Origin of the sequence: Jeongeupia sp. HS-3 (assembly GCF_015140455.1) — a bacterium.
Classification (GTDB): Bacteria; Pseudomonadota; Gammaproteobacteria; order Burkholderiales; family Chitinibacteraceae; genus Jeongeupia.
In genome coordinates, this window is sequence record NZ_AP024094.1 from 2466015 (window position 1) to 2478436 (window position 12422).

Here is a 12422-nt window from a genome sequence, read left to right on the forward strand (position 1 = left end):
ACGCCGGGCGGCATCCGGCAGCGCCGGTCAGGCCATGCCCATGGCCGGATCGCGGTTGCTGTGCTTGCCGGTTTCCACCCGGCCGGCAAAGCACCGTACGAAACCGCCGCCCGTACTGACGCTGAAGTCGTACCACCCGCCCATCCACGCCAGCTGCCAGTGCTGCTCGATCTGCATGCCCGCCGGTACCTCGAAGACCCATGGGCCATCCTGCCGATAGGCATTGGGCTTGACCGTGAACGTGCATGGCACCGTACCGGTATTCAGCATGGTCAGGTACACCGCGTTGCCGACCACCTCGTAACAGACGCGGATTTCCGGATTCGCACCACCGGCGGCAATCGCAGCGGTATCGCCCCGGAAGCCGCGGTGAAAGCCGTTCGGCCCCAGCACCCACAGATCGTACTTGCCGGCGTCATTGCGCAGCGTGTCCCACAGATCGTCGAGCTGTTTGCCCGCTTCCACCGTATAGCGGCGCGGGATTCGATCCAGATGCAGCCGGTCGTACACATGGAAGACCGCACCGGCGGTGCCGGTATTGCTGAAGATCAGCCGCACGCCGCCCACCGCCGTGTCGGCGCGGGCGCTGACATGCAGCTCGTACGGCAGCGCGCGTGATGGTCGCACGCCCGGCGCCTGTACCGGCTTGAGCTGCAATGCCTCGGCCGGCAGCGCGACCTGCGCCAGTGCCTGCTGCTGCGCACGGATCGTATCCGCCTGCGCCTTGCTCAGCGCCGGCATGGGCGGCAGCTTTTCGGTATTCGGGTTGACGAAGTTGAATGCCGAGGTCAGATCGCCGCACACGGCGCGGCGCCAGGCGGAAATATTCGGCTCGAACACGCCGAAACGCTGTTCGAGAAAGCGGATCACCGAGGTGTGATCGAAGGCCTGCGAGTTCACCCAGCCGCCGCGGCTCCACGGCGAAATCACGTACATCGGCACCCGCGGCCCGGGGCCGTAGACGCGCTTGTCCGGCGCCGGTTGCGACGTCGTGCCCGGCGCGACCGGATGGGTATAGCGCTCGAAGGCATAGTCGACGGTCGACAGCCCGGCGCTGCTGCCATCCGGATTCAGTGACGGCGCCGACGGCGACGGCACGTGATCGAAATAGCCGTCGTTTTCATCGAAATTGACCAGCAGCACCGTGCGGCTCCACACCTCCGGATTCGCCGTCAGCGCTTCGAGCACCTGCTGGATGTACCACGCGCCCTGGATCGGGCTGGACGGACCGGGGTGCTCGGAATACGTCGCCGGCGCGACGATCCACGACACCTGCGGCAGCCTGCCGGCGGCGACGTCGGCAGGCAGGCTGTCGAGAAAGCCGCCGTCGGGCATGGTGTTGCCCACGCCCTTGTAGAGCGGATCGATCGCGTCATGCCCCGGCGCGTACGGAATGTACGGGCTGCCGGCCGGGGTATTGCCGATCGCCTCGTTGGCCTTGCGATACTGGCGGAAGCCGGCCAGCGGGTTGTCGCCGAAGTTCTCCGGCAGGTTCTGGTACACCTTCCAGCTGACACCGGCTTGCTGCAGCCGCTCCGGATACGTCGTCCAGGTATAGCCAAGGCTTGATGCCCCCAGGCCGTCCCACTCGTTCACCACCGCGGCCACGCCGGCGCCGGTCGGGCCGTTGGTGCCGGTCCAGAGGAAGAGCCGGTTGGGATTGGTGCCGGCATGCACGCTGCAATGGTAGGCATCGCACAGGGTAAACGCGTTGGCGAGGGCGAACTGGAAGCCCAGTTCCGCCTCCTTGTAGTACCCCATGGCCGCATTGGTTTTATAACGGGGCCACTGGCTCATGCGCCCGTCGTCCCACGCCGTGTGGGCATCGCCCCATGAATGCGGCGTACCGCTGACGCGCTGCGCGTTGCCCTTGCTGCTGTCGAGGTGATACGGCATCACCACGCGCGTGCCGTTGCTTTGCTCCCACACCGACTTGCCGCCGGCCAGGGGAATGCTGAAACGGTCGCCGAAGCCACGCACGCCCGGCAGGGTGCCGAAGTAATTGTCGAACGAGCGGTTTTCCTGCGTCAGGATCACCACGTGCTGCACGTCGTTGATGGTGCCGGTGGCATTGTTGGCGGGAATCGCCAGCGCCCGGCGGATCGCCGGCGGAAACACCGCCATCGTCGAACCGATGGCCGCGGCCTGAAGGAATTTGCGTCGATTGAGTGTCGTCATGATCTGCTTTTGCAAAAAGCGGGCATGGCAGGTGCATGCCCGGCAAGGTCAAGGAGCGCAGTGCTTCTGCGGCTGCGATGCATCCGGCGGCGCCGGCGTCGGCGTGACCGGGATCGGCACCGCGGTCGGTGCGGGTGACGGTGACGGCGCCGGTGCCGCGCCGTCGTCACTGCCGCCGCATGCAGCCAGCGACAGGCTCAGGGTGGTCATCGCCAGCAGGCGGCCCGGGCTCAGGAAAAATGGCGTGGGTTTCATCGGTGTTTTCCGCTTAGGGGTTGAGCGTGGTCAGCGAGCGGTTCGACGCGTAGATCGAACGCAATTCGGTCAGCGTCAGCGTCCGCGACCACACCGCGAAGTCGTTGAATTCCATCTTGCCGCGCGGGGTGGCGCAGCTTGGCGTGCCGCAGTTCCGCTTGTAGTACTGACCGGTGCCGTCCTCGTTCAGGCCCAGTACGCCCAAGCCCTTGAGCTTGCTGATGTCGGTATTGGCGATGGTCTTGTTCTCGGTTTTTTGCTCGCCGATGACCGGGTCGAACAGATAGGCGCTCATTTTCTTGTTGGCGGTGTCGACGCTCAGCGCCAGATACGCCCACTGGTTCGCGCTGAATCTGGAACCGGCAATTTCGTCGCGCACGCCGCCGCTGCCGATGTTGAAGCGCACCTCGCAACCGGTGAACATACCCAGTGCGATGCCGGGATTCGAGCCACTGTCGTAGTTCTTGTTGGACACGATCGCCGCGCCATTACCGGTCCCCATGACGCAGTCGGTCCGCAACCAGAAACCGATCGTGAACTGCGACAGCCCGGCGAAATCGGCGCCGTTCTGCACCAGCTTGTAGCCGCTGTAACCGCTGGCATCGGCGAGCGTGCCGTCGACCCGGAGCGCCTTGGCACCGAACGCGTCGGCGACGAGGCTGCCGCTGTCGATGCCGGTGGCCCAGTTCTGCAGCAGCGATCCGCCACGGACATCGGTGATGCCGCTGTCGAAGCCGTAGAAGTACAGCAGTCCGTTGGTGAGCGAGCGCTCGAGCACCACCGGTTTGACGTAATCGAGCTGCGCCAGAATGGAAACGGGAATCCCGTTCGCCACCACGGTGTAATTGAAGCGGTACAGGCCCGACGCCGCCTGCGCGACGCTGCTGTCGGTAAACGCCGTGGCATCGCCGGGCAGCGTTTGCAGCTTCTGGCCGTCGCGCCAGATTTCGATGCTGCGGCCGGCGTCGGCAAACGAGCGCCAGCTCAGTTGCACGCTGGCGTGATCGCTGCCGGCCTTGCTGCGCAACTGCGCCACCGCCGGATCGGCGAGCAGCGGCGCGCCGTCGATGCCATGACCGGCAAGCGCCGGCTGCTTGCCGGCAAACGCCAGCACCGTCGGGGTGATGTCGGCCAGGCTGGCACGGGCGTAGAGCGCGTCAAAACTCGCCGGTACCGCATCGTTGCTGCCGAGCAGCGCATTGCCGTCGCGGTTGAGCGCGATGAAGGTCAGCGCGTTGTCCAGCGTCGGCAGGCCGTCGCCGCTGCCGGTCTTGGCCAGACCGTGCGCGGCGGTCACGACGACCAGCCAGTCTTCGCCCGGATGGGCCGCAGTACGCTGCGCCACCGCCGCTTGCAAACGCCCCAGCGCCGCGTCGAGATTGGCGAGCACATTGCGATAACCTTGCTGGAAGCCGCTGCTGGCGGCCGCATCGGCCGGCGAATGGAATTGCGCATAAATCAAATCGTAACCGTCGCGGATCCGCGCGCTGGCGCCATCGGCGACGCAGCCGTCGACATTGGCGCAATCGGTGAGGCTGTCCAGCCGGCCGGCGTTCTGCTCGCGTACCAGCAGTTGCGCCAGCGCCGACGATCCGGCCACGCCGGCGGTTTTCGCGCTGCGGCCATCCTTGAGCAGCTTGAAGACGCTGTCGGCGTGCATTGCCTGCCCCGGCGCGTCCGAGCGGACCTGATGGCGGTTGGCCCAAGTCCCGGTCAGCAAGGTGGCCCAGCCCGGGGTATCCAGCGTGGGCTGCTGCGTTTGCGTGCCGCTGACGCCACCGCTGTAGGCAGGCAGCACCTTGAGCCTGGCGAGGTTGGGCAGGCGCCCCTGGGCGATGCCTTCCTTCAGCTGCGGATAGGTCAGCCCGTCGAGCTCGACCAGCAGCACTTTCCTCGCCGTGACCGCAGGAGCCGGCGTGGGCGCTGGCGTAGGGGCCGGCGTCGGATGGCCATCGACGGGCGGCGTACTCGCGTCATCACTGCCGCCGCCGCACCCCGCCAGCACCGCGATCAATGCCAGCGCACACCCCGCATACACGTGCTTCTTCCACAACATTTGCTGCCCCCTCATTGCGCCCGCCGAGCGGTACGCGGGTGATGGCGTCGAATGACGCCAATTGCGCCCTAGCTTAGGGAGGCAGCGCGTCAGCATCATTGCCATCGCCGCAGATGGGCTGATACCGGTATTGGTAAAACGTGGACTCAGACAGGTGCGGGTTGCACATGCGCCAGAAAGGCGCGCAGCAGACGGGCGTTGCTGCGCTCCTTCAGGTGATACAGGTATTCGGACAGCTGCGGCGCGGCGGCAGAGAACGGAATCGCCCGCAGATCGGGATGCTGCGGCGCTTCCGACTGCGGCAACAGGCTGCAGCCCATTTCCCGGTGGATGGCGGCGATGATCGCTTCACGACTACCGATCACCATCATCGGCGCCGGCACGATGCCAACCGTGGCCAGCGCAGCTTCGGTGGCCTTGCGCGTCATTGACCCCTCTTCGCGCAGCAGCAGGCGCACATGCCGCAACTCGTCCAGGTCGATCGATGCGCGGCGCGCCAGCGGGTGATTGCGATGCACGACCAGCAGCAAGGCGTCCCGGGCCAGCAATACCCGGGTCAGGCGCGCATCGTCGATCGCGTGCGACGACACGGCGATATCGAGCCGATGATCGACGAGCATATCGATGATCTGCTGCGAGTTGCCAACGTCGAGCGTGATCCGCAGCTGCGGATGCGCCCGGCCGAAGGCATCGATGCACGAGAGGATGTAATGCGGCCCGGTCACACCGACGCGCAAATGGCCGACGTGCAAATCGCCGGCATTGCGCAGCGCGAAGTCGACATCGCCCAGATGGCGCATCAGCCCTTCGATCATCGGCAGCAGGCTGGCCCCGGTTTCGGTCAGATCCAGCCGGCTGCCGCGCCGGTGGAACAGCGCCACGCCATAGGCCTCCTCCAGCTGGCGAATCCGGCTGGTCACGGTCGGCTGGCTCACATTCAGCCGCTTGGCCGCGATGGTCACGCTGCCCTGGCGGGCCGCTTCGAAAAAAGAGGAAAGCAGAATCGAAAGCACGCAACGCCCCCTGTCGATCAGGGGTGCAACCTTAGGCGGGCAATGTGACAGTTTGCCCGTTGATTGCAAAATCAATCATCGCATCCCTCGCCGGACAAATAAAAAGCGCCGCTGCTGCGGCGCTTTTTGCACAAAGCGTACCGACTCAGGCTTCGGTGGTCGGCGAATCCGGGCCGTTCTTCTTCACCGACTCAATGCCGTTTTCCATCGCCGCCTTGCTGCTGTAATACTCGCTGCGGCCGATTTCCTGGTGATTGGCGGCCTTGAGAATGAAGTACGGCTCACCTTTCGAATTTTCTCGACGCTCGTAACGTTCTTCCAGTGGCGAGTTGGTTTTCACCGACTCGATCCCGTTCTCGGCGGCAGCTTTGCTTTTGTACAGTTCGCTGGTCAGAATCACCTGACCGTTACTGGCCTTGAGATTGAACATGTGCTGACCGTCTTTGGCCAGTTTGAGCTCGTATTTACCTGACATAATTGTCCTCCTGATCGAATGGGCCGAATCCCGCGACGCGGCTGCTCGTTAAAGTATGGGAAAGGAGTGCCATCATGCAACTGATGTATTTCCTGTTGGCAACAGCCATCGGCCTTGTCGTGCCCTTACAGGCTGCGATCAACAACCATCTCAGGCTGCTGATCGGCGGCAGCACCGTGCTCGCGGCGCTGCTGTCCTTCGGGGTTGGCACCATCGCGCTGACGATCGCCGCGCTCGTCACGGGCCAGCGCTGGGCCGGGCTTGCCAATCTGTCCCAGGCGAGCGCCTGGCAACTGGGCGGCGGCATTCTTGGTGCCTTCTTCGTGTTTGGCTCGACGCTGATCGCCCCCCGCATCGGCGTTGCGGCGATGATCTCGCTGATCATCGCCGGCCAGGTCTGCGCCTCGCTGCTGTTCGATCGTTTTGGCATTCTTGGCATGCCGTTACGCGCGATCGGCGGCTGGCGCTTGCTCGGCGCGCTCCTGGTCATCGTGGGCGTGGCGCTGGTCAATTTCGGCGACAAACTACCGCGCGGCTAGCCCCGCTACCGGTGTCATTTTTTCCATGCGCCGACATGAAAAACTGCCGGGCTTTCCGGACGGCGCTGCGCGATCATTCGCAGCATGAACATGTCATCCCTGTCCCGCCATCTCGGCCCTGCATTCGCCCCGCTCCTCGGGATTGCCATTGCCGCCGCGCTCGCCATCGGCCTGCTGACCGTGGTGCGCGATCATCTGCTCGCCAAGCCGGTGCTGCAGGATGCCGCGATCACGCTGAGCAACGGCCAGCTGGCTTCGGCGGCCGACTGGATCGCGGCCAATCGCGGCACGGCCTACAAGCAGGAAGCCGGCAAGCCGTGGACACTGAGCGACAATAGCTGAGCGCTTCGGCCAAGGGCCGCCGCCAACCTAGCCGGTCCGTACAGCCGCAATGAAAAAACCCGCCATCGAGGCGGGTTTTTTCATCTGGCAGCAGCGAAAATCGCTTAGCCCTGGATGCCTTCAAGCATTTTCTGCAGTTCACCCGAAGCGAACAGCTCTTTCATGATGTCCGAGCCGCCAACGAATTCACCGTTGATGTAGAGCTGCGGAATCGTCGGCCAGTTGGCGAATTCCTTGATGCCCTGACGTACTTCCGGGTCTTCGAGCACGTTCACCGCAGCGAACGAGACGCCACAGTTCTTGAGGATTTGTACCGCGCCGGCGGAGAAGCCGCACATCGGGAATTGCGGCGTGCCTTTCATGTAAAGCACAACCGGGTTGGCGGTGACGGTCTGGCGGATGGTGTCTTGTGCGCTCATGGCGGCCTCAAAAAAGTCGATCTATTTACTCGGGTAATTGTACTGGCTGGTGTGCCGCTCAAGCAAGGCGGCCGCCGCTGACGCGATCCAGCCCGGCCAGATCGGTCCACGTCTGTACCTCGACGTAGCCGGCGCCGGTCAGCAAGGCACGGCTGGCCTCGCCCTGATCGAAGCCGTGTTCGAACAGCAGCCAGCCCCCCGGCGCAAGGTGGTCTTGCGCGCCGGCGACGATCACGCGGATGTGCGCGAGGCCGTCGGCAAAATCGGTCAGGGCACCCTGCGGCTCGAAGCGCAGATCACCCTGCGCCAAATGATGATCACCGGCGACGATGTACGGCGGGTTGGAGACGATCACGTCGAATGCTTCGCCCGCCAGTGCGGCAAACCAGTCCGACGCCATCATCCGCACCTCTGCGCCCAACGCCGTGGCATTGCCGCGCGCCACGGCCAGCGCCTCGGCACTGATATCGACCGCGCTCACCGCCAGATCGGCGCGTTCCAGTTTCAGCGTGATCGGGATGCAACCCGAGCCGGTGCCCAGATCGACGAGTCGTGCGCCCTGTGCGGCGCGCGCCAGCGCCAGTTCAACCAGCAGCTCGGTTTCCGGGCGCGGGATCAGCACCGCCGGGTTCACGGCAAAATCGCGGCCGTAGAACTCGCGCGAGCCGACGAGATAAGCGACCGGTTCGCCGGCGCGGCGCCGTTCGGCCAGCGCCGTGAAGGCGGCGGCGGCGGCAGGCGCGACCTCGTCGTTGCCATGGCCGATCAGCCAGGCCCGGTTCACCTGCAGCGCGAACTGCAACAGCACGCGGGCGTCGACGGCATCGAGGCCGGATTCGGCCAGTAATTGGCGGGGTGTGGTCATTGGGCCTGTGTGATTCGAGGTGGTGCGGCATCGTCGAGCTGTACCCGCCGGACCGGCTGCGCATGGGCGCCGTGCCTGGCGATGATGGCCATGATCTCGACCAGCACCGATTGCTTGATGCGGTGAAACTCGACCCACACCGTGGTGTGGGTAAAGCAGTAGATAAAGAACTGCAGCGACGATTCACCAAAGGTGTCGAAATTGACCATCAAGGTCTGGCTCTCGTCGATCTCCGGATGGTTCTGCAGCATCTCGCGCACCTCATCGATGATTTGCGGCAGCACGGCGATGTCGTCGTAGCGCAGGCCGATGGTTTCGCGAATGCGCCGGTGGCTCATCCGTGACGGGTTTTCGACGGTGATGGTGGTAAAGGCCGAATTGGGCACGTACAGCGGTCGCTTGTCAAAGGTACGTATCGTCGTCAGCCGCCAGCCGATTTCCTCGACCATGCCTTCGATCTCGCGGTCGGGCGAGCGGATCCAGTCGCCGATGCCGAACGGCCGGTCCAGATGGATCATCAGCCCGCCGAAGAAGTTGGCGAGCAAATCCTTGGCGGCGAAACCGACCGCGATACCGCCGACCCCGCCGAAGGCGAGCACGCCGGAAATCGAAAAGCCCAGCGACTGCAATGCCACCAGCGCGGCGGTGACGATGACCGAGATCCGCAGCAAGCGGCTCACCGCCATCGCCGTGGTCGGATCGACATTGGGGCGCAAGGCCATCACCGCCTGCGCCACCCGGTCGATAAAGCCGACCAGAAACCAGCTCAGCAAGACGATCACCGCCAATGCACGCACCGGCGCCACGTACTCGAATACTTCCGATTTGGCATACGGCGCCGCCAGACCGGCGGCGACCGACAGGCCGAGCACCCAGATCAGCCAGCCCAGCGGACGCTTGGCCGCGCCGATCAGCGCATCGTCCCAGAACGTGTGCGTACGCTGCGCCAGCCGCACCGCCAATCGGGACAGCAGCGAGCGCACCAGTGCATTGATGCAGACGGTCACCAGCACGACGGCAAAGACTTCGTAAATCCACGCATCGTTGCGGTAAACGGACTGCAACCAGTCCCAGGCAGTACTCACAGACATCGGCTCTCCCTCTTGGCTCATCCGGGCAGCGGCATCGTCGGGCGCGCAGCATGACCTGAAGCAGACCCGACACTAGTCCGTGTGTTCCCGATTGCCGACTTATTACCGCGATCGCCGCCCATTGCCGGCGATCAGGTGAGGAAAATCGTCGCCAGACCGAGAAAGATAAAGAAACCCATGCTGTCGGTCACCGCCGTCAGCAATACGTTGGAGCCATAGGCCGGATCGCGACCGAGTTTTTGCATCGTGAGCGGCACCAGAATGCCGACCAGCGCCGCGACCAGCAGGTTGAGCATCATGGCCGCCATCATCACCACGCCCAGCGCCCATTGCCCGTACAAGAGATAGGCGATCAGCCCGAGCACGCTGCCCCAGACCACACCGTTGAGCAGCGCGATGCCCAGCTCCTTGACGATCATCCGGGTCGTATTGCCCGGCGTGATATGGCCGAGCGCCAGACCGCGGATGATCAGCGTGATCGTTTGCGTGCCGGTATTGCCGCCGATGCCCGAGACGATGGGCATCAGCGTCGCCAGCGCCACCAGATCGGCGATCGTGCCCTCGAACGCACCAATCACCCGGCTGGCGATAAAGGCGGTGCAGATGTTCACCGCCAGCCACGGCCAGCGGTTCTTGGTCGACTTCCAGATGCTCGAGAACAGGTCTTCGTCCTTGAGGCCGGCGAACGACAGCGACTCCGAATCCTCGCGCACCACGTCGAGCATGTCGTCGACGGTCAGCCGCGCGATCACCCGGCGGTTGGCGTCGACCACCGGCGCCGAGACCAGCGCGTAACGGTCGAACGCGTTGACCGCATCGTCAAGCCGGTTTTCCGGGCTGAAGGTGACCACATCACGCGCCATCACCGCCGCCACCTGCTGCCGGGGCGAATTCAACAGCAGGCGCTCCAGCGACAACACCCCGACCAGGGTGCGCTCGCGGTCGACGACAAAGAGCTTGTCGGTGTTCTCGGGCAGCGCGGTAAAGCGGCGCAGATAGCGCAGCACCACCGCCAGCGTGATATCGGCACGGATCGTCACCATATCGAAATCCATCGCCGAGCCGACTTCGTCGTCGCGATACGACAGCGCGCTTTGCACCTGCGCCCGCTCGGCCGGTGCCAACGCACCCATGACTTCGGACAGCACGTGCTCGGGCAGGTCGGGCGCCAGATCGGCCAGATCGTCGGCGTCGAGCGTGCCGGCGGCGGCGACGATTTCGTCGCTGTCCATGCCCTTGAGCAGCGATTCGCGTACCGCGTCGGAGACTTCCAGCAGGATCTCGCCGTCGCGCTCGGCGCGCACCAGCTCCCACACGGTGAGCCTGTCGTTGCGCGGCAGCGCTTCGAGGATCTTGGCGATATCGGCCGGGTGCAGGCGATCGAGCTTGAGCGACAGCTCGGCCAGATTCTGTTTGTGCACCAGCTGCTCGACCAGATCGTGTTTGACCATCGCCTGCTTGTGCACCATGCCTTCGATCAGCCGGTGCCGCTGCAGCAGTCGTTCGACCTGCTGCAGCGTCTCCTGAAAGTTGTCTTGTGTCTTTCGGCTAGGCATGGTCATGCGAAAGTCTTCCCCAAATCGGCGGGCCGAGTGTAGCAGATCACTACGACGCGCCTTGCGTCTGCGCTTATAATCGCGCGGTTTATATCGATCAACCCGGGGCTTTGCCATGCTGTCTGCTTTTATCCTGTCGCAAGGCCGTCTTATCCAGGTTCCGATCGAGAATGCCGCCGATCTCGCCCGCCCCGAGGTGTTCTGGGTTGATCTGGTTGACCCGTCTGATGCCGAGCGCGATCTGGTCGAATCGGTGTTCCGCTACGAGCTGCCCGAAGACGAAGACCTTGAGGACATCGAGGAGTCGGCACGCTGCTACGTCGACCACGCCGGGCTGCATCTCAACTCCTATCTGCTGCATCAGGACAGCGAAGGCGCGGCCAACGTTACCGTCTCCTTCTTGCTCAACCGCGGCCGGCTGCTGACGATGCGCCAGGAAGAGCTGGCGGTATTCCGGCTGTTCCGGTTACGCGCACGCGCACAACCGGGCTTTGTCGAAAATGCCGAGGACGTGCTGCTCGGCATCTATGCGGTCGCGGTCGAATACGACGCCGATGTACTCGAAGGCGTCTACACCAGCCTGGAAAGCGTCAGCTCCCGTGTGCTCAAGCGCAGCGATTCGCTCAACGACGAGGCGATGGCCGAAACGGTCTCCGACATCGCCCAGCAGGAAGACATCAACGGCAAGGTACGGCTGGACCTGATGGATACCCGCCGCTCGCTGTCCTTCCTGCTGCGCAGCCGCACGCTCAATCACGAACAGGAAAACGATCTGCGCGAGATCCTTCGAGATCTGGAGTCGCTGAACAACCACACCGCCTTCCTGTTCGACAAGATCAACTTCCTGATGGACGCGGTGATGGGGCTGATCAATCTGGCGCAGAGCAAGATCATCAAGATCTTCTCGATCGCCGCGGTGGTGTTCCTGCCGCCGACGGTCATCGCCTCCACCTACGGGATGAACTTCGACCTGATGCCCGAGCTGAAATGGGCGTTCGGCTACCCGTTCGCGATCGGGCTGATGATCCTCTCCGGCATCGCGCCGTACTGGTTCTTCAAGCGCAAGGGCTGGCTGTAAACACCGGAGCCTGAATGCGCGTGCTCGTCACTGGTGCGGCCGGATCTGGAACCAGCACCCTCGGTGAAGCCTTGGCACAGCGATGGGGCGTGAGATTTCTCGAGGCCGATGCCTATTTCTGGCTGCCCACGCAACCGCCGTTCTCAGCGAAACGTGAGCCGGCGGAACGGAAAGCGCTGCTTGTTCAAGCCCTGGAAGGCCACGGCAGCTCCGTCGTGGCCGGGTCGGTCATCGCCTGGGGCCCGGAGATCGAAGACACATTCGATCTGGTCGTCTTTCTCTACGTCAGCACCGAAGTTCGCCTGCAGCGGCTGAAGCAACGCGAGGAGACGCTGTTCGGCCAGGCCAACCCCGCCTTTCTTGAGTGGGCGTCGCAATACGATGCAGGCCCTCCGGAAGGTCGTAGCCTGGCCAAACACAATGCCTGGCTTGCTGCACGGCAGTGTCCGGTCGTGCGGCTCGTTGGCGACCATCCGGTGACCGAGTTGCTGTCCCGACTGGTGGGGCCGCTGTCTCACACCTCATTCGGGATGGGCTAAGGTCCGCCCGTTGATC

13 protein-coding genes are annotated in these 12422 nt (G+C 64.1%); 4 read left to right on the forward strand and 9 right to left on the reverse strand.

The window, feature by feature from the left end; translation table 11 throughout:
- Positions 1-27 precede the first annotated feature (27 nt).
- The 5 genes from JLC71_RS11785 to JLC71_RS11805 form a co-directional block, all read right to left on the reverse strand.
- Positions 28-2178: a phosphocholine-specific phospholipase C gene (locus tag JLC71_RS11785; protein WP_200915662.1), complete on the reverse strand. Its 2151-nt coding sequence runs from the start codon at positions 2176-2178 to the stop codon at positions 28-30.
- A 48-nt stretch (positions 2179-2226) separates the two neighbouring features.
- Positions 2227-2433 (reverse strand): hypothetical protein, encoded by a 207-nt coding sequence (locus JLC71_RS11790; RefSeq protein WP_200915663.1) that lies wholly within the window; start codon positions 2431-2433, stop codon positions 2227-2229.
- Between the two features lie 13 nt (positions 2434-2446).
- Complete coding sequence (locus tag JLC71_RS11795; RefSeq protein WP_200915664.1) at positions 2447-4504, reverse strand: LamG-like jellyroll fold domain-containing protein; 2058 nt, start codon at positions 4502-4504, stop codon at positions 2447-2449.
- A gap of 131 nt (positions 4505-4635) precedes the next feature.
- Positions 4636-5502 carry a LysR substrate-binding domain-containing protein gene (locus JLC71_RS11800; RefSeq protein WP_200915665.1) on the reverse strand — a complete coding sequence of 289 codons (867 nt, stop codon included), beginning with the start codon at positions 5500-5502 and terminating at the stop codon, positions 4636-4638.
- A gap of 145 nt (positions 5503-5647) precedes the next feature.
- Positions 5648-5977: a YegP family protein gene (locus JLC71_RS11805; RefSeq protein ID WP_200915666.1), complete on the reverse strand. Its 330-nt coding sequence runs from the start codon at positions 5975-5977 to the stop codon at positions 5648-5650.
- A gap of 74 nt (positions 5978-6051) precedes the next feature.
- On the opposite strand from JLC71_RS11805, the gene JLC71_RS11810 reads away from it, so the two are divergent.
- Together JLC71_RS11810 and JLC71_RS11815 are read left to right on the forward strand one after the other, a co-directional pair.
- Entirely contained in the window at positions 6052-6516 is a 465-nt protein-coding gene (locus JLC71_RS11810; protein WP_200915667.1) for a DMT family transporter, read from the forward strand.
- Between the two features lie 90 nt (positions 6517-6606).
- Positions 6607-6858, forward strand: coding sequence for a hypothetical protein (locus JLC71_RS11815; RefSeq protein ID WP_200915668.1), 252 nt, complete (start codon positions 6607-6609; stop codon positions 6856-6858).
- 104 nt (positions 6859-6962) lie between these two features.
- Here the strand turns inward: JLC71_RS11815 and grxD are convergent, their stop codons facing one another.
- The 4 genes from grxD to mgtE form a co-directional block, all read right to left on the reverse strand.
- Positions 6963-7277 carry a Grx4 family monothiol glutaredoxin gene (gene grxD, locus JLC71_RS11820; protein WP_200915669.1) on the reverse strand — a complete coding sequence of 105 codons (315 nt, stop codon included), beginning with the start codon at positions 7275-7277 and terminating at the stop codon, positions 6963-6965.
- 58 nt (positions 7278-7335) lie between these two features.
- On the reverse strand, positions 7336-8142 hold the full coding sequence (gene prmC, locus JLC71_RS11825; RefSeq protein ID WP_200915670.1) for a peptide chain release factor N(5)-glutamine methyltransferase: 807 nt from the start codon (positions 8140-8142) through the stop codon (positions 7336-7338).
- Complete coding sequence (locus JLC71_RS11830) at positions 8139-9233, reverse strand: mechanosensitive ion channel family protein (RefSeq protein ID WP_200915671.1); 1095 nt, start codon at positions 9231-9233, stop codon at positions 8139-8141. The genes prmC and JLC71_RS11830 overlap by 4 nt, the downstream gene beginning before the upstream one ends.
- 131 nt (positions 9234-9364) lie before the next feature.
- Positions 9365-10795, reverse strand: a complete 1431-nt coding sequence (mgtE, locus tag JLC71_RS11835) for a magnesium transporter (protein ID WP_200915672.1) — start codon at positions 10793-10795, stop codon at positions 9365-9367.
- A gap of 109 nt (positions 10796-10904) precedes the next feature.
- Between mgtE and corA the strand changes: the two genes are divergently transcribed.
- Positions 10905-11867, forward strand: a complete 963-nt coding sequence (gene corA, locus JLC71_RS11840; protein WP_200915673.1) for a magnesium/cobalt transporter CorA — start codon at positions 10905-10907, stop codon at positions 11865-11867.
- A gap of 14 nt (positions 11868-11881) precedes the next feature.
- Positions 11882-12406: an AAA family ATPase gene (locus JLC71_RS11845; RefSeq protein WP_200915674.1), complete on the forward strand. Its 525-nt coding sequence runs from the start codon at positions 11882-11884 to the stop codon at positions 12404-12406.
- The last annotated feature ends 16 nt before the right edge of the window (positions 12407-12422 follow it).

Coding starts and splice junctions, on each gene's coding strand:
- JLC71_RS11815 (WP_200915668.1), top strand. CDS start 6,607: ATGTCATCCCTGTCCCGCCATCTCGGCCCTGCATTCGCCCCGCTCCTC.
- JLC71_RS11785 (WP_200915662.1), bottom strand. CDS start 2,178: ATGACGACACTCAATCGACGCAAATTCCTTCAGGCCGCGGCCATCGGT.
- corA (WP_200915673.1), top strand. CDS start 10,905: ATGCTGTCTGCTTTTATCCTGTCGCAAGGCCGTCTTATCCAGGTTCCG.
- JLC71_RS11830 (WP_200915671.1), bottom strand. CDS start 9,233: ATGTCTGTGAGTACTGCCTGGGACTGGTTGCAGTCCGTTTACCGCAAC.
- JLC71_RS11845 (WP_200915674.1), top strand. CDS start 11,882: ATGCGCGTGCTCGTCACTGGTGCGGCCGGATCTGGAACCAGCACCCTC.
- grxD (WP_200915669.1), bottom strand. CDS start 7,277: ATGAGCGCACAAGACACCATCCGCCAGACCGTCACCGCCAACCCGGTT.
- JLC71_RS11810 (WP_200915667.1), top strand. CDS start 6,052: ATGCAACTGATGTATTTCCTGTTGGCAACAGCCATCGGCCTTGTCGTG.
- JLC71_RS11795 (WP_200915664.1), bottom strand. CDS start 4,504: ATGAGGGGGCAGCAAATGTTGTGGAAGAAGCACGTGTATGCGGGGTGT.
- JLC71_RS11805 (WP_200915666.1), bottom strand. CDS start 5,977: ATGTCAGGTAAATACGAGCTCAAACTGGCCAAAGACGGTCAGCACATG.
- JLC71_RS11790 (WP_200915663.1), bottom strand. CDS start 2,433: ATGAAACCCACGCCATTTTTCCTGAGCCCGGGCCGCCTGCTGGCGATG.
- prmC (WP_200915670.1), bottom strand. CDS start 8,142: ATGACCACACCCCGCCAATTACTGGCCGAATCCGGCCTCGATGCCGTC.
- mgtE (WP_200915672.1), bottom strand. CDS start 10,795: ATGACCATGCCTAGCCGAAAGACACAAGACAACTTTCAGGAGACGCTG.